The 20,485-nt window shown below is 40.0% G+C and carries 6 protein-coding genes; 2 read left to right on the forward strand and 4 right to left on the reverse strand.

Annotation, left to right across the window (positions count from 1 at the left end; translation table 11 throughout):
• From ACX0HA_RS15930 to ACX0HA_RS15940, 3 genes are all read right to left on the reverse strand, one after another.
• On the reverse strand, positions 1 to 1,714 hold a 1,714-nt coding region (locus ACX0HA_RS15930; RefSeq protein ID WP_458846296.1), incomplete at its 3' end, for a hypothetical protein.
• A 155-nt stretch (positions 1,715 to 1,869) separates the two neighbouring features.
• Positions 1,870 to 3,660, reverse strand: coding sequence for a hypothetical protein (locus ACX0HA_RS15935; protein WP_458846297.1), 1,791 nt, complete (start codon positions 3,658 to 3,660; stop codon positions 1,870 to 1,872).
• Positions 3,661 to 3,937: 277 nt separating this feature from the next.
• Positions 3,938 to 6,775 (reverse strand): PQQ-dependent sugar dehydrogenase, encoded by a 2,838-nt coding sequence (locus ACX0HA_RS15940; RefSeq protein WP_458846298.1) that lies wholly within the window; start codon positions 6,773 to 6,775, stop codon positions 3,938 to 3,940.
• Between the two features lie 408 nt (positions 6,776 to 7,183).
• Here ACX0HA_RS15940 and ACX0HA_RS15945 point away from each other — a divergent pair, with 408 nt between their 5' ends.
• Positions 7,184 to 10,339 (forward strand): T9SS type A sorting domain-containing protein, encoded by a 3,156-nt coding sequence (locus ACX0HA_RS15945; RefSeq protein ID WP_458846299.1) that lies wholly within the window; start codon positions 7,184 to 7,186, stop codon positions 10,337 to 10,339.
• Positions 10,340 to 10,426: 87 nt separating this feature from the next.
• Positions 10,427 to 11,911, forward strand: coding sequence for a tetratricopeptide repeat protein (locus ACX0HA_RS15950; protein WP_458846300.1), 1,485 nt, complete (start codon positions 10,427 to 10,429; stop codon positions 11,909 to 11,911).
• A gap of 332 nt (positions 11,912 to 12,243) precedes the next feature.
• Here the strand turns inward: ACX0HA_RS15950 and ACX0HA_RS15955 are convergent, their stop codons facing one another.
• Complete coding sequence (locus ACX0HA_RS15955) at positions 12,244 to 19,977, reverse strand: fibronectin type III domain-containing protein (RefSeq protein WP_458846301.1); 7,734 nt, start codon at positions 19,975 to 19,977, stop codon at positions 12,244 to 12,246.
• Positions 19,978 to 20,485 lie beyond the last annotated feature (508 nt).

A 20,485-nucleotide genomic window follows, 5' to 3' on the forward strand; every position in this document is an offset into this window, starting at 1 on the left:
TAAGGAAAACTGCACTGGATCTTGCACCGGGTGTACATCCCCCTGTTGCAACAAGCCTGTATGCATAACCATTCATTACTGCTGTTACTCCTGTAAGGGTCAATGTTGCAGTTGTGGCACCGGAGTAAATGCCACCGTTGGTAACATCAATAAATCCTGCCCCATAGTTTTCCTGCCATTGGTACCCGGTAGCATTAGATGCCGTAGCGGTAAATGTAGTATTGCCTCCCACACATGTCGTGCTGTTAGCAGGCTGAGCTGTAATAGCCGGAGCACTGTTTACGGTAAGGGTAGCTGCACTGGATGCTACTGCATTGGGTGTACATCCTCCTGTTGCAACAAGTCTGTATTGATAACCATTCATTCCTGCTGTTGCTCCGGTAAGGGTCAGTGTTGAGGTTGTGGCACCAGAGTAGATGCCACCGTTTGTTATATTTACAAATCCTGCCCCAAAATTTCCCTGCCATTGATACCCGGTAGCATTAGATGCCGTAGCGGTAAATGTAGTATTGGCTGCTGCACATATCGTGCTGTTAGCAGGCTGTGCTGTAATTGCAGGTGCAGTGTTTACTGTAAGAGTGGCAATATCAGAAGTAGCAGAGGCGCATAAATGTGACGCCAGTACTTGATATCTATATCCATTCATTCCTGTTGTTATGTTTCCTATAGAAAGATTTGCGGTCGATTCATTAGAATATTGTCCGCCACCAGTTATCAGCACAAAAGGGTTTCCTACAGCTGTACTAACGTACCATTTGTAGGTTGTAGCATTCGATGTAGCGGAACTTAATATAATGCCCGACCCGGTACAAACAGAATTACTTGCCGGCTGGGTGGTAAAAGTTACCGGTGTTGCAGCAGGGTTGTAAAGAGTAAAATTCCTAGTTAAACTGGCACCTTCAGAATCAGTGACATTTACTGAATAGTTTCCTGATGTAAGTCCGGATGCAGTGGGATTGCTACCTCCTGACGGTGACCAGACATAAGTATATGGTGTTTTACCACCGGACACTGTTACCGTAGCAGTTCCATTATGGCCATTATAGCAAGTAATATCGGTTTGAAATTGTGAGGCAGAGAGTGTAGTAGTTGTTGTAAAGGTACGATTTTCACCATAGCTTGTTCCTTCACTATTAGTAGCATACGCCCTATAATGAATTAATGTATAAGGAGGCAAACCGCTCACTGTAGCGCTGAATGTACCGTTACCTGATCCGTTAGTAGCTACGTTATTAGACAGTGTTGGGTTTGTCGTCGTAGCCCACACTATACCACGTGCTGTAACAGTGTAACCACCATCATTAGTAATGTTACCTCCTAAAACTGCAGAAGTACTTCCAATGCCTGTGGCTACGGTTGTTGTTATAGTCGCAGTTCTTACTACTGTACCCGAACCATCAAATCGCAAAATGTTACCACATCCGCCATAGTCAACCCAGGTACCTACACCCAAACCAGGCGGATTAGGAGATGTATTAGTTGTATTATAATACAATAAAATTCCAGGCATTCTAATCTCCCAACGGTTGTTAAGCCAAATAATAGTTAGGTCACCATTTGGACTATAGTAGGTCGTACGTGTACCAGAAGTATCGACTGATGCCCAATCGGTTAAAAGACCAAAGCAATTCGAATCAAAATACATTATTTGAGACTGTGCACTTTGAAACTGCAGGAATAAGATGGTTGCTAATAGAAGTAATTTTTGTTTCATAAATAACTTAGTAAATACATGGATTAAAGGTGATCTTCACCTTATCAAATGTAGGGCTATAGCTATTTAATCTTAAAAATCAGGGGGAGACAAAAAAGGGTACAATTTGTAACCCTATAGATTACAATAACATAAGTATTATGGAAGTGACAAATTTAGAAATCCACGAATAGGTCTTCTAATTTCTGATCTTTAGATAAATCGATTTTCTTGCGGAGGCGCTGACGGTTTTTCTTAACGCTCATGGCGCTGATACCCATCATTGCAGCCATCTGGTGCGAATTAAAGTCAAGCTTGATCAATGAGCACAAACGGGTCTCTGCCGGGGTAAGTCCGGGATAAGCTGTCTTAAGTTTCAGGAAAAATCCGGTATGTACTTTTTCGAATAACACTTTGAAACGGGTCCAGTCATCTTCAGTTAATATGGTAGCGAAGTTTAACTTTTGCAATATAGTTTGTTCATCCTCGGCAGGAATCTGCTGCTGTTGGCGTATCAGATCCATTTCAGATTGTGTCCTGTCAAGAAGCTCGGCCTTCTGCCTAAGGTTACGCACATATTCCTCGAGTTGTTCGCGGGACGATTTTAGTTCTGTTTCAACTATTTCTTTTTCCAGGTTCAGGAGCACTTCTTTTTGTTTCTGGATTTTTCTTTCACGAATCTGGCGGCTGTACAATAGCGCAATGATTATGGCTAACGACAGTACGATTGCAATGTATAGCTTCAGCTTCACCTCTGCTGCCTCTTTTTCCTCATTAAGGAGTTGTAAGCGATTGTTAGTCTTTTCGGCTTCAAACATTTGCTGTATAGACGTATTCTTCGACAGTCTTGCACGGCGCTCGATACTGTCCTTGATCTTGTTTGACTCTTTTAGATAATAAAGCGCACGGGGAGAATTTCCGCGTACATCCCAGACTTTGGCAAGTACGCTGAAAAGATATTGTTTCCGCAGGTAATTCTGCAACGGCATATCTCCCGATCTAAATTCCTGCTCCAATAGCGTTTCGGCCTGCTTAAGCTGACCAAATGCCTGGTCAACATTTCCCGAATTGAGAGAGATATCTCCCAAACCAGTAAGTGCCTCTACAACCAATTCGGTATCTTTCACTGCCAGTCCGCACCTGTAATATTCCTGAATAAACGGCTTTGCCAGGGCGTATGATTTTTCACTGAGATAGTACCTGCCTATATCTCCTGAATTGATTCCGATCCATGCAGTATCTTTGGCAACTATTGCCTGATGTCTTGATTGCTTAAAATATTTCCTTGCACTATCCGGTTCAAACAATTCACGATAACTTAGTCCGACAGAATTTAATATTCCAATCTGCCGTCTCTCACTTTCCATAGGATTTTTAAGGCTGAGCTTGAAATATTTTATTGCTTCGTGAAAATTACTGAGATGGTAATAAACATACCCCAAACGATCGAGCATACCTGCCGGATTATAGAGATTCTCATAGCCGGTCTCCTCAAAAATATAATGAGCCTGAAGCATATTCTGCAAAGCCTCGACCGGATTTTTGACGGTGGTAAAATAATAATAACCCAACGAATGCTTAAAATAGGCTACCTGTAGTTGCTGCCCGTTTTTGTCTGCCATCGCTATTGCCTTTTGCATAAGGGCAACACCTCTTTTATGCTGCTGCCTGTCCATAGCCATGACATAAAGTCCTCTATAGAAAACTATTGAGGCAAGAATAATCTTATCGTTCTTTTTAAGAGCAATCTGTTCAAGCTTGCGGAGTGACTCTACCCTATCAGATGGTTTACGGAAAAACAGTTTCTTGTTGCACCAGTATTCGAGTTGGGTAAGTTTTTCAGGACCATTTGCCTGAATGAGATTTTTTAAAGTATCCTGCTGGGCAAAGCCCGAAAAGCATACCATTACCATAAATGGTAATACTACTTTAAAACAGCGATTAAATAAAATGGAAAGCAAGGTCATATCTGCTTATTGGAAAGATTCGTAAGGTATCGCAAGGTAACATAATTTAGAATAATAACAAATTGTGATAAGTTTAACATTTTGTAATAAAAATATTTCTACTAAATCATAGTTATTGGTCTAAAATAATCATCTACAGAACATCTAAACCAAAACAGAAATAACTTGTAAGATATAACACTAAATAACCAATCTTGAAATTGCAAAAAGCATGTCAAATAGGTATCCAATAAAAAAACCGCTTCATTGAAGCGGTTTTTTATCTATATCATAGCGATTATCTCTTAATAATACGGATTGCCTTATTGATTTCATTGATTTTTACAAAATATACTCCTGAGCCATATCCTGAAATATCAATCATATCTCCTGAACCCTGTTGTAGTTTAACTCCCAATGTCGAAAAAACAACCCATTCAGACTCTTTTGATAAATAAAATATTCCTGTCGACGGATTCGGGTAAACTACCAGTTTGTTTACTTCCTGCTCAGGAATACCTGCAGTACAGTTATGTACCATATAAGAAACCTGTTTTATATCACTTCCGTAGGCATTGCTTGTGGTTAATGAAACCTCTTTATCACCTTCAATACTATAGATTACCGAATGCGGGCCCGGGCCTGTAGCCGTTGCAGGCTGAGCTCCATCACCAAAACTCCATGTATATGCATCGACTGCACCTAAAGAAACCGATGTAAAAGTTACAGGTTCATTTAAACAGCCCATTTGCGGACTTAATTCAAAATCGGCAACCGGCGCAGCACCTGTAAGTACAAATTCCATTTTATTAATGTTGATGTCTCCCTGATTAAAATATAAAGTAATAACATGTACACCTTCGGTTAAAGTAATATCAGATGCTGTAGCTGTCTGCCATGCCTGAAAGCCTCCAGTGTTTTGGATCGCAACTGAACCTGTAACATCTACCCCATCTACTTCCAGATGTACTGATTTATTATTATATGGGGTTGAAATCCTGAAATTAATATTGTAATTCCCGGTATTATTTATTTGAGCGGTATATTTAAGCCATTCGTTAGCGGCTACATAAGCAATATTGAATCCACCCTCATTGCAAACTTGTGTACCCACTTCATCACCCGGCCTGTATTCCGTATCTCCACCACCATTACTATCAAAAATTGCTTCAGGGCCTATATCATAATTCTCAGCTTCTATAATACCCGGAATTTGGGATAATATCCCCTGGTAAGGCGCATTTGGAAGTGTTGTCGCAGTATAAAATGCTGTATAGGTTACAGTTCCGGCTGCAGGTGCTACAAAGGTTTGATTAGCTGCCCCGCCTTGACCCCAATGGTCAAAATCATATCTAATATTTCCAACATATTGTGGCGTTGGCGCATTGAGCGTTTGCAGGGATGCATTGGCAACAACCTGTTTTGTAGCCGGTGCTACTACCGGCTTCTGATTGAATTCTAAATTTAAAAGTGCAGGTGAGCTCGTTACCGTAACATCAACAAGATTAGGATGAACATCTACAAATTTTGTAGCTGTCAGTCCGTCACTATCAGTTACCGTTACAGTAAACCTGTACCATACATTTGGTGTTTTTTCACCCTGATTAGATGCTACAAAATTTCCTGATTTTACTCCATCAGGGCTTGCCCCGGGGTGTGAGTGTCCTGCTCCCGGCACATCTTCATGAAAAAGGTCAATACTCCAGCTAAATGCGCTGGCCGGCAACTCGCCATCTTCTACATCTGTTGCAACAGCTTCAAAATAAATGGTATCATCTGCATTCCATGTCAGGGTTGGTAAAGGAAAAAGAATATTGACTTCCGGAGTATTAGTAAATGGTATTACCGTAAGCGTTGCCGCATTACTGGTTACGGTTCCGGCGGTATTAGTAACAATAACCCTATAAGCTCCGGCATCTGCCATTTCAACCTCAGGAATTGTATAGCTTGACTCTGTGGCTCCTGCAATATCCTGGTTATTATACTGCCACTGATAGGTTAATCCCAAACCGCTTGCATTGACATTAAAGGTTACAGGATACGTCTCCATTATTGTTTGTGATAAAGGATGGTCAACTATAGTAGGAGCATCAGTTTCAATATAATCAAGTTTGATCAGGTCTCCATTGTTGCCATAACTGCAATAATAAATGTAACCATCATTTCCTAACATCATACCCAGTGCATATTGCTGCGGAGCAGTATAAAATACCGTTGAAGCCGGGTTAGCAAGAGTTGGGTCAAATGATCTTATCTCTGTACTTACATAGTCTTTAAAAATGAATTTACCCTGAAGATTGGGATACTGAACAGTTGAAGGATTATATAATACACCATTGGTAATGGCATTGCCTATACTTCCTGTTGCGTATGTAAATATCGGATTTGTAAATAAGTTAGTTTCGGCCTGTATTCCATCACCACCTTGTGGATGTCCCCATGCATAATTGCGAATCGCCGGATTAGCTATTTCGTTTATTTCTTCCCACGAAGTCCCAACGTCTAAAACATATAGTTTATTTGTAGAAGGACTGGGAACAAGCCTCCACGGATTCCTGAATCCATACACCCATATACTTTGTTTAGTTACTGAACCATTTCCATAGAATGGATTTCCGGGTGCAGGCAGACCATCTTCAGTAAGGCGAAGTATCTTTCCTTTATAAGTTTCTAAATCCTGCGAATTAGTGTTTTGCTGACTATCTCCTACTGTTACATAAAGGTATCCATTAAAAAACTTTAAATCACCTCCATTATGAAAGCCACCGCCTATTGGCTCAAGTAATAAAATCTCCTGATTACTGACCACCTGATTAGTATCAGAAATTTCAAATCTTTCAATTCTATGCCTTATTACAGTACCATCATTAATAGAATAAAACACATACAAATAACCGTTTTCAGCAAAATCAGGATGTAAGGTGAGTCCCAATAATCCTTGTTCATTATTAGTAACAGTTGTAACTGTAAATACTGTGGAAACGGTTCCGTTCTGATAAACTTTTACATTACCTCCCCTTTCAGCTATAAATATTCGTCCGTCTAATGATTGTTCAAGTGATAACCCTTCATTAATTATGGAAGTTGGTGTTAGATTTTCAGTAATATACTGGCTATTAGCCGGCCAGGATAGCATTAAAAAAAGTGTAATCAATAAAAACTGTAATTGATAACCCTGCGTTAATTTTAGAAGTAGTCCTTTTTGCATAACACTTAAGTAGTTTATTATTCAATCCAAAAGTACCTCTTTTTCATCCCGTAATTCCTTTTATAGATATTTTCGCACAGAAAACTCGATGTCTGGTTAATAAGTACGATATACTGCTGATTCAAGTTTAATAATAATATCTTAAGCACATTAAGACTGAGGTTTTATTGTGGTTACCTAATAATCATCAGTACAGCTTTAAATATATATTTAGCATGTACTATATATTAAGTTATCTGCTCCGAAATCTCATTTGTCTACACGATGTCTACACAAAAAAAGCACTAAAAACTGGTGATAATAATAAATTTACATTTCCCAATAAAATTGTATGATATGAAATTTACCATTAAAACTATTGTTGCTTTGGCAACAGCGGCTGTGTTGCATACGGGTGCTGCAGCACAAGGAACGTCACTTAAGGAACAAAATGGCTACAGGCAATCTAAAGCCAGTGGCAGCGTTACCTTATTGACACAATGGAACACTTTTAAACCTAATAATGGTGCCACAGCTATTATTGACCCTCAGCAAAAAATGCTATCCCGAATGGGTATACAAATACCGCAGTCTACAACTTTTTCCAATAATTATGAGTTTTATGGCGGTGAGGCTTACAAAGGTAACAATGTGCCATATGCATCTGTTACAGATGCAAGCGGAAATACTTACATTACCGGGTCAAGTACTAACGAAGGCCAGCCTGCCGGAGATTTCTTTACTCTAAAAATTGGCCCGGATGGACAAACATTGTGGCAAAAACGCGAACCGGCAGCCCAATATGCGGTGGAATACGGAATGCATATTGCATTTGACTATACAGGAAACATAATTGTATCAGGCCTCAAGTGGAATGGCAATGATATGGATATCCGTCTTATAAAATATGGTACAGATGGTACTAAATTATGGGATACAACCTTTGATAACGGTGCTCAAGGCCTTGAAGTACCAAATGGCATGACAACTGATGCTGACGGTAACGTCTACATTACAGGAATTGCATGGTCTGGCAATTCTATAGATTACATGACTATAAAATATGATAACAACGGCATTGAACAATGGCATCGTACAGAAAATCCGGCAGGCGGAGAAAGCTGGAATGAGGCGACAGCCGTAACTGTAGATACCAGCGGTAATGTTATAACTACCGGCTACAGCCCTAACCCTGAAGGCTGGCTCAACTACCATACTGTTAAATATAACGCGCAGGGTACAAAACTGTGGGAGCAAGCCTATAACTATGAGAGTACTGACCCGGATAACACTTCAGAAGTAACAAACTCTGTACCACAGGCAATAATTACAGATGCCGATGGGAATATCTATGTTACCGGAACTTTTGATACCTTCCTGAACCGAATCGGGACCATTAAATACAATGCTTCAGGACAACAACAATGGATTCAAACCTATAAGAGCGGCACCGAAGTAACCCTAGGGTGGAAAATTGGCCTTAAAAACAATACATTATATGTAGCCGGCAGCCATTTAGGCGGTTTTGCAGATGACGGTACAGTATTACTATCGTATACTACCGACGGGACACAAAACTGGGTTCAGGAAACTACAGATCTTATTGAAACAACTAATGCTACATTATCTTTTGATGCAAACAGCAACATTATAACATCTGCTAACGGTATGACACCAGGTGCTGAAGAATGGGAACAGGATGTGGCGGCACGCGCCTACAAATACTCACCCGATGGCACCTTGTTAGGCAAGGCGGCTTTTGTAATCTCTACGGCTAACGGTACCGCAAGCATGGGTAAAATGGCAGGTGCCGGTATTGATAACAATGGTGATGTTTACTTTTCAGTAAATTCATTTTACAGTGAAAACGGAGCCGTATTTGAAACAGTAAAATCAGGCTTTGGCATTACCGCACCAGAAAACCAATGGAATACGCTATACAGCAATACCGGATCTCCGGCCGCTTCAATGCTTGATTCTTTTAGCGACAATAATGGCAATACAATTTCAACAGGCTCTTACTACGACTTCTCTGATGATATGCTAAATGCTAATTACTTTCTTGTAAAGCATAATTCAGAAGGCGAGGTAGCATGGAATGTTGTTTTTAACGCTGAAAACGGAAACCCGGCCGATGGCATTATAGGAAAAGTAGATGCCAACGGAAACGCTTATGTTTGTCTGTTACCTGGTTTTGAGCAGTCTCCCCCGACACTAAAGATCATTAAGCTTTCACCGGAAGGCAGCCAGCTATGGTCAACCGAAATTGAACTTTACAATCCTTCAATACGTATTATGGAACCACAGCCAGACGGTTCTGTATATCTTGGTGGTACGGCCAAAGAAACCGAACAAAGCAGTACAGCCTCTTTTATAGGCATCAAGCTAAATGCGGACGGCTCTCAAGCCTGGAAAACGTATATGTCGGGTATAAGCGGTAACAATATATATCAAATCAATGCAGGTAAGGTAAATAACAGCGGACAGCTTATACTTACAGGTGCACACGGCAGCGGTAACTTTATGTCACAGCAAGTAAACCTAACAGCAGTACAGTTTAATGTTGATGGAACTCCGGGATGGATGACTCCAGTAAATGTTGCAGGAGAATCGTCATCCGGCACAGACCTGCATATTGCAGCAGACGGAAGCATTTATATAAACGGTTTTAGCCAAAACTACGATACTTTTGACGAGGAAATAATAACTGCAAAAATAAGTGCAGCAGGCGAAGTACAATGGTTTGACACATTTGGTGAAGGAGAAAAAAATGAACGCTCTTATACCCTTAAACCTTTTAGTAATGGCGATGTTGGTGTAATAGGTTACAGCCTTGCGATTAACGGCGATATACACAATGTATTATTAAAATACAGCCCCGATGGCGATCTGATTTGGGATTTTGCATCAGAGAACATGCGCTATTATAATGATTTTCATATAGATGGTTCTAATGTATGTTATATTATGGATCAGGTTATTGCAGATCCCTTTCCGCACAAAATTTTCACTACTCCCTTCCCTACCGCTTCTTTGATTAGAGTTGAGGCAGATGGCCAAAACAGCAATGAGGAATTTTTTGTAGGGCCTGAGTATGCTGAGTATTATGGCAAAAGGCTGATACCACACACTGACAACAGGCTTCTTTTGGCTGGCAGTGCATCTAACGAGGCTTTTTATCAGGGAATTTATTTTTTTGAAACAGAACACGATGGCACACTTGGTCTTCCCGGCGTACCTGTACCAGAAAAAACGCAAAATATCCTTGGTCAGAACTACCCTAACCCTGCTGACAGCAGCACTACAATACCTTTTACCCTTATAAAGGGCGGTAAGGCTGTAATAAAATTGTATAGCATTCAGGGCAGGTTTATTAAAGAAATTGCCAATGATATCTATGATACGGGTAACAACACAATACTATTTGATACCAAAGGATTAACATCGGGTATATACTTTTACCAAATAGAGTCCAATGGTTTTAAGCAGGCGAGGAAAATGATCATAAAATAGTTTTTATCGTTTCAAAAACAGTGGCTCCGGATTAAATATCCGGGGCCATTTTTTGTTTATGCAGTATAAAAATTTAAATTTGAACCTATGCTGAAGATAAACAAAGTAAATTTCTTAATAAGTCTGTGCGTGTTTTTAATGCTCATTATTGCATGTAGTAAGAGCGAAAAAGACCCAACTTCAAAAAATAATCATCCATCGAGAGATGCATCCCTAGCCCTTACTGACCTTGGCAATGAGCAGTGGCGCACAGGTAACTACCAGGAGGCTCTTAACTATTTTACCCAGGCTTATGAAAAAGTAAAAGCGTCGGGTAATGAAATGGAAACCGCTACACTGCTGAACAATCTTGGCCTGGTACATTGGCGCCTTGAGAACAACACTGCTGCATTAGAATGCTATACCGAAGCCGCCGCACTTGCTCAAAAAACCGGCATGAAGAGGCTTTTGGGACTAACACATACCAACCGTGCACTTATACTTAAAGAACAACGCGATTTTAAAGTTGCATTTGCTCAGAATAACGAGGCCATCAGGCTTTTTAAAGAAATTGCCGAACCGCGTGACCTGGCCATTGCCTATAATAATCAAGGGCAGATATATCGCTTTTCAGAGGATTTTGGCACAGCATTAAAGTACTATCTGATGTCTTTGGAAGAGTGTAAAAAAATAAACTATTCCGAAGGTATGGCAACAGCCTACCAAAATCTGAGTACTGTATATGCAAAACAGGGCAATAAAGAAAAAGCGATTAATGCGGCACGCAAATGCCTGAATCTGAGTTATAAGGTAAAAAGCAAGGTACGTATAAGTGAAGGCCTTCGCGAACTTTCCCGCACTTATGCAGTTTTTAAGGTACAGGATTCTGCACTATATTATTTCGAGAAGCACTATGATGTGGAAAAAGAGATCATGCAAGCCAATCAAAACAAACTCCTGTCACAATATCAGGCAAATTTGGGAATTGAGGTTAAAAACCTTCGCATTAAAAACCTTCAAAATGAGAAAGAAATTGCCAACAATCGTTTTATGTTTATTGCTGTCTGTCTACTGGCAGGATTGCTTATCTCGGCATTTTTTATTTACCGCTACCTTTCGATTATAAAGTTCAGGAAAAAACAGCTGGAGCTAAAACTCGAAAATTCCCTGCAACTAATCCAGGTAAAAGAAGAAGAGCTTAAAACCTACATCATAGACCTTACCGATAAAAACAATATCATCAATAAACTACAGGATATTAGCCAGCCTCTACCTGTCATTACCGAGTATAACATAGATGAATTATTGGAACAAAAAATCTTTACCGACAATGGCTGGGATCAATTCAAAAGGCGCTTCATGGCAATATATCCCGATTTTTTCGACAGGATACAGCAAAGTGGCATAGCAATTTCTGAAGCTGAAGTGCGCATAATAGTACTGATGAGGCTGAAGCTTAACGGTAACGAAATGGCAGATATATTGGGTATTTCTCCCCAAAGTGTCAGGGCATGCAAAATGAGGCTCAAGAAAAAATTGCAAGCTAATGCTTATCAAACAGTGGAAGAATACCTGCACTATATTGTTTCTTAAATTCCGTTGACAACCGGATTTTCTAAACAATCGGTATTGTGGATACAGTAAACGAAATGTAACTGTGATAACAGACCTATATTATCTATAAGGTTTAAATCATGTATAAACCTCTGGAATTTAAGGATCACTACTACAAATGCCATCATTTCCTTTAAAGTTAAATATATTTTGTTTAACATGCCGGACAAAGAAATATCAAATTGTAGAGTCAAACAATAATGATATTTCATGATCATTAAATTGGAAACCTCAATTCACTAAAAACTACAATCATATAAAAAACAAATCCCCACATATAGTGGGGATTTGAAAATAATTACTTTTAATAATTAATCTTTTCTATTTATATAAACCCATCCGGTTTTTGTTTCACCATTAGAGCGTTCTATCATATAGAAATAAGTACCTGAAGGAAGTTCATCTCCTCCTTTACCCTGACCAGACCATTCGTTGGTATAGTTAGATTTACTGTATACTTCCTGTCCGTAACGGTTAAATATTTCCAGTTTTTTAACGTCAAGGGCAGATAAATCGAATACATCATTTTTACCATCGTTGTCAGGAGATATACCACGTGGAATCAAACAAGAAGTGCTTAATACTTCAAACAAATCAGTATTAATACATCCGGAATCCGTTGTAATCGTTACGGTATAGTCACCTTTATTCTCTGGCGTTATTTTGCGTTCCGTAGAAGTAAATCCTTCCGGTCCGGTCCACAAATAAGTAGCAGTATCAATATTAAATGATCCATCAACATCTGTTACTTCAAGATAGTACACATTAGATTCACAATCGTCAATAAATGTGAACTGAGGTGTCGGTGTTATCGTTACATCAAAGAAATTCTCATCTGCACATGCACCATTTGTACCTGTTCCCGAAACGGCATAAACAAATATACGCTGTGAAGTTCTAATAATGTCAGTAGCACTTAATGCAGTACCTGTACCATTTTGACCTGTGTAATAGGTATTACCTTCACTCAGGGCAGGAAGCTCATAGCTGTCGCATGCTGTCTGATCAACAGGAGCATCAGCTACCGGCATAGGTAAAACAGTTACAATAGATGTTTTAGAATCAATACATCCTCCTTTATTAACTGTTACACTGTATTCACCACCTAAAATTACAGTAATAGAACTTGTAGTTTCAGTCATTTGCTCTCCATCTCGTGTCCATGAATACGTTGCTGCTGAAAGATCTTCACCGGTATCAGGAATTACAGCAATGGTTGCAGTAGTTCCTTCACATATACTTTGACTAGCTGTAAGCGTAAATTTAGGAGGCGTGTTAGAAACAATAGTTTCAAAAGAATAAACTTTAAAACATGGTTGTCCATTCCTCATAATTCTTACCCAAATTGTAGCTGTTGCAGCAGTTACAAAAGTAGTCGGGATAGTATTGGTGATACTACCTGCATTAGCATCTGCTTCAGTAGCATAGAATGCAAATGTGTAATTTGGCATTTCAGCTGCATCAAATGCATTAGCAACAGCTTCAGTAAGATCAAAAGTTACATCCTCACCGTTACCACATATAGCAAGGTCTACTGGCTCTTGTGCAGGTATAATTTGCTCCTGTACTTTTATAGAGAAATTACTTTCCCTTACAATTATATCACCATTACATAACTGGTATGAAGCACGGGCAGTCATGTTAGTAACACCCGATTGTAACGCACAAACCTCAATATCGTGAGACGCACTGTAAGGTTCGCCATCTTTTAGCCATTCAAATGTAGCTGTAGATGCTCCGTTTGGAGTGAATCTCCACGCTTCCTCTATCGCAGTCCAAGGACCTGTGTTTCTTCCCGGAGGAGTAAAGGCTACGGTACCATCAGCATTTTGAACACCTATAAGTCCTACACCACCCTGCCAGTCAGTACATGGCACTCTTCGTTTAACATATACTTCAATAATGTTAGTGATCTCATAAATAACTATCTGAGAACTTTGTTTTCCAATAAGCTCAGATTCTGCATCGTCACCACTACAGCTATACTGTGCAAGCTCATTATAACTAACTACAAGGGCACGACATGGGTAGTTACCAAGTACCTGATAATTGATATTCGGGTTGTCCCATGTATTATTATCCGGCGTAGGATCTGTATCCTGGTAAACGCCATATATAGCATTCCTTTGCGGGAATGAAGGACTTGGAATTGGATCACTGAATTGATATCCGCTGCCACCAAATGCAGGTTGGTCAGCGTTAAAACTTACTATACCATTAGAGCCAACCTGAGCAGAGTTATAAACGCTACCCATGAAACAGAATTCAAATGGAAGCATAATTTTAGGCGACCAGATATCATCCCTGTCTACAGGCATCTCTATACCACCTACAGAAGGGAATGGCTGGGCAAATGGAATGCTAATAACTTCATAAGAAGTTGTTTCGGCAGCATTCGAGTAGTAGTTAGCATCAAAATCGATACAAAGATCTTCTCCAGGACAAAGTATATATTCAGTATCAGGAGCTATGACGTTAAGATCTGCGTCAACTACAACCACATCGGCACATGCCGGTGGCGTAAATACCGAGAACCTAAGTGGCCCTGACCAGAAACTAGTACCATCTGCACAAATAGATCTTACGTAATATTCATAAAGTGTACCCGGTACAAGTGTGGTTACTAAAAGGTGTGGTTCTGATACGGTTGTACTCGTTGTAGGAACGTTATCAGGGAATCCGCCATCTTGTGGCTGTATCACTACTTCCCACTGTGTTTCTGAACCGCCTGGAGTCCAGTTTAAATTAGTAGTATTTACAGCATTTACAACGCTTTCACTTACAAGGTCCGTAGGCTGAAAACAAGTAATGTCTGAACAATACGGCATACCTTCATAGATAATAGTTGATTTTTCAGATGAACCTGATCCGGCAACTTTATTAAATACTGTCTGGTTATTAAAGCTATTTACGATAGCTAATCCTATATCACCATTCCAATTGTTACCATCATTATCCCATCGCACCTGATAAGGAATTCCTGTACAAAGCTGAACAGAAACAGTCTCAGGACCTTCCCCATCAGTAAATGAAGCTCCAATAGTTGCAACAATAATTCCTCCCTGAAGAATGGTTACTGTATTACCATTCCATCCTCCACCAGTACTGGTCATAATGAAATCATATCTACATTGATCTACGACTTCACAAACGTTGGTATGGAATTCAAATGGACCACTCCAACGGCTCTTATCATCAGGACCACAAACAGATCTTACATAGAACTGGTAATTAGTACCTGAAATCAGGTCTGAATAAGTGAATCCGTTAGTTGGAGCCGGTGTACCTGCTGTATTAGTTCCAGGTATCTGGCCACCCTGCGGAACTACATATACTTCCCACGAATCAGCTGTTCCAACTTCAGTCCAGTTAAGAGTAACCTCAGTCATACCGGCATCAGTAACATTAAGATCTGTAGGCTTAGGGCAAGTAAGCACCTTAGCCTCAACATTGTCAACAGCTGCAGGTTTGGCACCGCCACTCCATGCATTATTTGCCCACTGGAACACAAAACGCTGGGTTGTTCCTGCCTCAGTAGTAGTGACAGGAATAACGATACTCTCGTTTTTCCATACAGGGTTGTTAAATAGTCCCTGTGTTACCCTAATACCATCAGCATCAGTTATTTCATTACCTGCAACAGGCAGATAACTTAAAGGAACCATCCATACACTAAGGAAATCTCCACCCCATTCTTCACCAACACCTTTCCAGTCAAAAGCAAAATCAAGATCTGTAGTGCCGTCAGGTATTACAATATCCCTATAAGCATGTATTACAGATACCTTGTCATTAGTATATTGATTAGTTACACCGTTATCATTAGTAACATAAATTGATTGCGAAGGGCTATTAAATGTAGCACCGCCAACAATCCAATTATTAGGCTGACCAAAACTGATAATTGTATATTCAGGGCTTGCACCATCAAAATTTTCAGCATACGGAAGTACTGCCGGGATTTGTGGCGTAACAAAATTAACACCACCTACCCAAAAGCTATTTCCATCTGCAACACCACAATTACTTCTGATCCAGATAAAATAGTTGGTATTATCAGGAAGTCCTGGTAACGTAACTGTATTAGATGATATACCTGTACCTGTAGGTACAGTACCTGCTACCGGAGGAACAGGGCTTGTAGTAAGATAGTATTCATAACTATCAGGAGCATCTGCAGGGGCTGTCCATGTAAATGTAGCATTATCTGCGTCAATAGATACCAAAGCGACATCAGATGGGGCAGAACACGTTATTACAGAGAAGCCTACATTATCAATTGCCGCAGGAATAGTCCCACCGCTCCAGTTATTTTCCCATTCAAAGATTACTCTTACCATGTTACCATACCATGTTGCAGGAATGTCTACAACATTGTTAGCTGTTTTCCATACGTTATTATTGTACAGATCATCGCCAACTTTTATAACGTTTCCATTAGTATCTACCTGCTCATCTACTGTAGGACCGTAGGTTACAGGAGCAACATAAACACGTAAGACATCTGATCCCCACTCTACACCAACACTCTTCCAGTCAAAATTAAGAAGAACCTGGCCGGATGCAATCGTAGGAGGAAGCTGGATATCTCTATAAGCATGAACTATACTAAGTCCATTATTAGCGTCATAAGAATTTGTAGCTCCGCCATCTTTAGTCACATAAAGCGACTGTGTAGGGCTATTGCTTGTTGCAGTACCTACTACCCATTCATTATCAGTATTATCCGAAGAATTAAATGAATAGTTTGGAGCAGCAGCATCGAAATTCTCAGCATACGGCATAGTAGCAGGAGTCTGAGGGCTCACAAATTTAAGTGGACCTACCCAGAAGCTATTACCATCAGTATCACAGTCACTTCTAACCCAGAAATTATAGTTAGTAGAAACCGCAAGTCCCGGAATAGTAACATCTGTATCAGCAGTGTTGCCTGTAGGAGGTGTTGCCTCTACGGGAGACGTAGCATCGGTAGAAAAGTAGTAATCATAAGAAGCCGGTGCTGAAGCCGGTGCAGTCCATGATATTGAAGCTGAATCTATAGTAAGTCCATCAAGTACAATATCGCTTGGTGCAGGACATGTGATTACAGATAAGCCAACATTATCAATTGCTGCAGGGAGTTGTCCTCCACCCCAGTTGTTCTGCCATTCAAAAATTACTCTTCTTACAGTACCATTCCAGTCTGCAGGAACATTAATTACATTGTTAGCAGTTACCCACTCCTCATTATTAAAATAATCAGGACCGGATTTTACAATATCATCATCTTCATTAATTGCTTCACCTGCTACAGGAGCAAATGATATTGGAGCAATATAGATCTTCATGAAATCACCCCATTGAGAACCTCCGCTCTTCCAGTCAAAGTTAAGGAGAATCTGACCCGAAGGAATGTCATCCGGAAGCCTAATATCTCTATAAGCATGAACTACTGTACTGTTGAACGGCTCATAACCATAAGAGGTTCCGTCATTAGTAATATAAAGAGATTGGGTTGGACTGCTGCTGGTTGAGGTACCAACAATCCATTTATTATCCTCCTGATCATTAGATAAAGTGAATTCATGCGCACCATTGTCAAAATTTTGAGCAAATGGCATATCTGCAGGAATCTGTGGAGTAATAAAACGTAACGGCCCGGTCCAGAAACTCTGATCGGTAGCACTACAATGTGACCTTACCCATACATAATAATTGGCAGCGGTAACAAGTGGTGTAATTGTTGCAGTTGTCTGCGTACCCGGTACGGTTTGCGTAGGGGTTGTAGTAGCAGTAGGCGCTGTTACATCCTGCGATACATAAATATCATATACTGGAGGAATAACAGATGATGGAGTCCATTCTACTACAGCTTGTGTTACATCAAGATCCTGAATAGAAATATCTAAAGGCTGTGGACATGTAACCACTTTAAACATAATATTGTCAATAGCAGCCGGTGGATCAGACCCTACACTAGAGTCATTAGTCCATTCAAACACAAGTTTTACAAGTGCACCATCCCAATCGTCCGGCGCAGTAATAACAGTATTTGATGTTTGCCATGCGGTGCTCATATTACGTCTGTCACCAACCTTAAACCCATCATTATCACTAATAGCCTCACCTGGTACAGGAGTAAACGAATCTGGCACGATCCAAACATTGATAAAGTCACAACATTCTTCACCAAATGTTTTCCAGTCAAACGAAAGGCTTAACTGATCTATAGTATCAGGTAAAAGTAAAGTCTTGTAGGCATGAACATGCGATGAAGTCTGATTAGCATAGGAATTTGTAAGACCATTACTATTCGATATATAAAGAGATTTACCCGGGCTATTGCTTGTAGCAGTACCTATAAACCATTTATTTGTCTCGGTACCGTTATTCAGTGTAAATCCTGGATTGGCACCATCAAAATTTTGTACATAATCTAACGGGGTAGCTATCTGGCTGGTAGTAAATAAGTACGGGCCGGCCCAAATACTATAGTTACCTCCGGCGCAACTTTCCCTAACATAAAACTGGTAAGTGGTGCCCGGAGTGAATAGAGTACCATCTATGGTAGAACCTACCGAAACGTTAGCGTTAGAAGTCACATTTGTACCAGTAGTTGGCAAACCTGAACCTACCGGCTGCACAGCAATTTGCCATGAAGTAGCCCCTACTGTACCCGGTGTCCACCCTAAAGAAGCAGAAACACCTGTTATACTACCTGCTGTACCGGCAGTTGGCTGGGGACAAAACACCTGCTGTATAGTAAGCGTATAATCTGTAGTAAGCGGTGTTCCGTTTGTAGATATTACAATATAATATGTAGTTCCCGCTGTCATTGGAAATGAAGCAAGATTAACCGGCGTAGTTGCCGTTGCTGTACCTCCACCTATACAAGCCGTACCAATGTTGGCACAACTGCTGTATATAAACATACCCGCAGGCCCATTTGTATTCGTAAGTGTAACACTATAATTACCTGTAGTAGTTGCTGTGTATCTATAAACAACATCATTTCCTGCCAGGTAGTTCCCTGAACCGTTACAGCCTGTACCCGGAACACCATTGTAATAATCACCATAATTTGACGTATTACCTGTAACGCTCTGGTTTCCTCCAGCTAGAGGAATAGGGTTTTCACATGTTTCTCCGAGACATTTTGTCTTAAAATATACCGGACCTAACCATGTTGCGCTTATTCCTCCGTCAGAACATCTTGCACGCACGTAGAACTTATAAGTAGTACATTCTGTAAGCCCTGTTTTAACATAAGGAAGTGCATTTGAATAAATCTGGCCTGATCCAGTTGGTGTACCTGTCTCCGGTACAACTTCAATTTCCCATGAAGTAGCACTAAGATCGGTCCAGCTTAATGATGCTGTCGTTGTAGTTGAAGCTGTTAGTACACCATTTGTAGGAGCTACACACTCTGCTGCTACCTTAACGTCATCAAGGAACCAACGGTCCTTGTCGTCACCCTGCATCACAAATGCAATACGGACCTGTGTTCCTGCCGGATACAAGGTAGCATTATTTGGGATACTAAAAACCTGATCTGTCCACTGAGAAAAGTTAGTAGGATCCAGCTGTGTCTCAGAATAGGTAGTTAACAATGTTCCATTAACAGAAGTTGTAAAGTCGGCCACCGTAACTGGTGCAGCCGCATTAGTAACTTTCATAATGTACACTTTGTAAACACCTCCCGAATCCTGGCCAACAGTTAGCCTCGACTGAAAACTTAATTGCGCATTTGCAATCATCGGAAATGCTTCAGTAATCAGCCAGTCAGAAGGAATAGCTGCTGCTGGTCCTACGTTCTCCTTTTGAAGATACGCTGAATGTCCCGTCCCCCCATAAGGTGGCTGCGAACTAACATTTGGTGTCGTTTGGACCCACGTTTGTTGTGGCCCGAATTCATTGATGACCACCCAGTTTGGCGGTGCTGCAGGCGTGCCCGCGGGATAACCCGGCGGAACAACCCATGGATCATCGAAATGATTCACCGGTAGCTGAGCATACGCAAAAAAGGACATCAATGACACTAAGATCATTAAAGTAATTTTTTTCATTTTTTGTAGTTTATGGTAAAGTTAAATTTAATACAAAATAACACTAAAAGTATTCACTTATAGCTTTACGCTGTTAATAAAATCATAAAATTTTATGTTTTATACAATTCCTAAATATTTAGAGACTGTTTAAGCGTGCATTTATAAGGCTTGCGGAGAGAAATTATACTGATGAATATGCATTCATACAATTGAAATTTCTCACATTAGTTTTATTTCTAAAACGTAATGCTGTTATTCTAATGCCGGACTTTTATAAAATGTGCAGTAAATAACTTAAGAAAGTAAGCCCCATTTTGAGATAATGTTTTCATAAATAAGCATTTTAAAAAGTTAGTAGTTTAGTTAAAGTTTCAATCGGATTATTAATAATTAAAATAGTCTGCAACAATATCTGCAGCATTCAATCATAATAACATTAATTTAACAATACAACAACATTAGAAAAAAAATGAATATGCTTATCTATTTATAATAAAATATACTTGTCAAAAAAAGTGACATTATG

The sequence above is a fragment of the Flavobacterium hauense genome, from assembly GCF_054457175.1.

What these genes read in the sequence shown, in the direction of transcription:
- ACX0HA_RS15935 (WP_458846297.1), bottom strand. Translation starts at nt 3,660, where the DNA reads ATGACCTTGCTTTCCATTTTATTTAATCGCTGTTTTAAAGTAGTATTA.
- ACX0HA_RS15940 (WP_458846298.1), bottom strand. Translation starts at nt 6,775, where the DNA reads ATGCTATCCTGGCCGGCTAATAGCCAGTATATTACTGAAAATCTAACA.
- ACX0HA_RS15945 (WP_458846299.1), top strand. Translation starts at nt 7,184, where the DNA reads ATGAAATTTACCATTAAAACTATTGTTGCTTTGGCAACAGCGGCTGTG.
- ACX0HA_RS15950 (WP_458846300.1), top strand. Translation starts at nt 10,427, where the DNA reads ATGCTGAAGATAAACAAAGTAAATTTCTTAATAAGTCTGTGCGTGTTT.
- ACX0HA_RS15955 (WP_458846301.1), bottom strand. Translation starts at nt 19,977, where the DNA reads ATGAAAAAAATTACTTTAATGATCTTAGTGTCATTGATGTCCTTTTTT.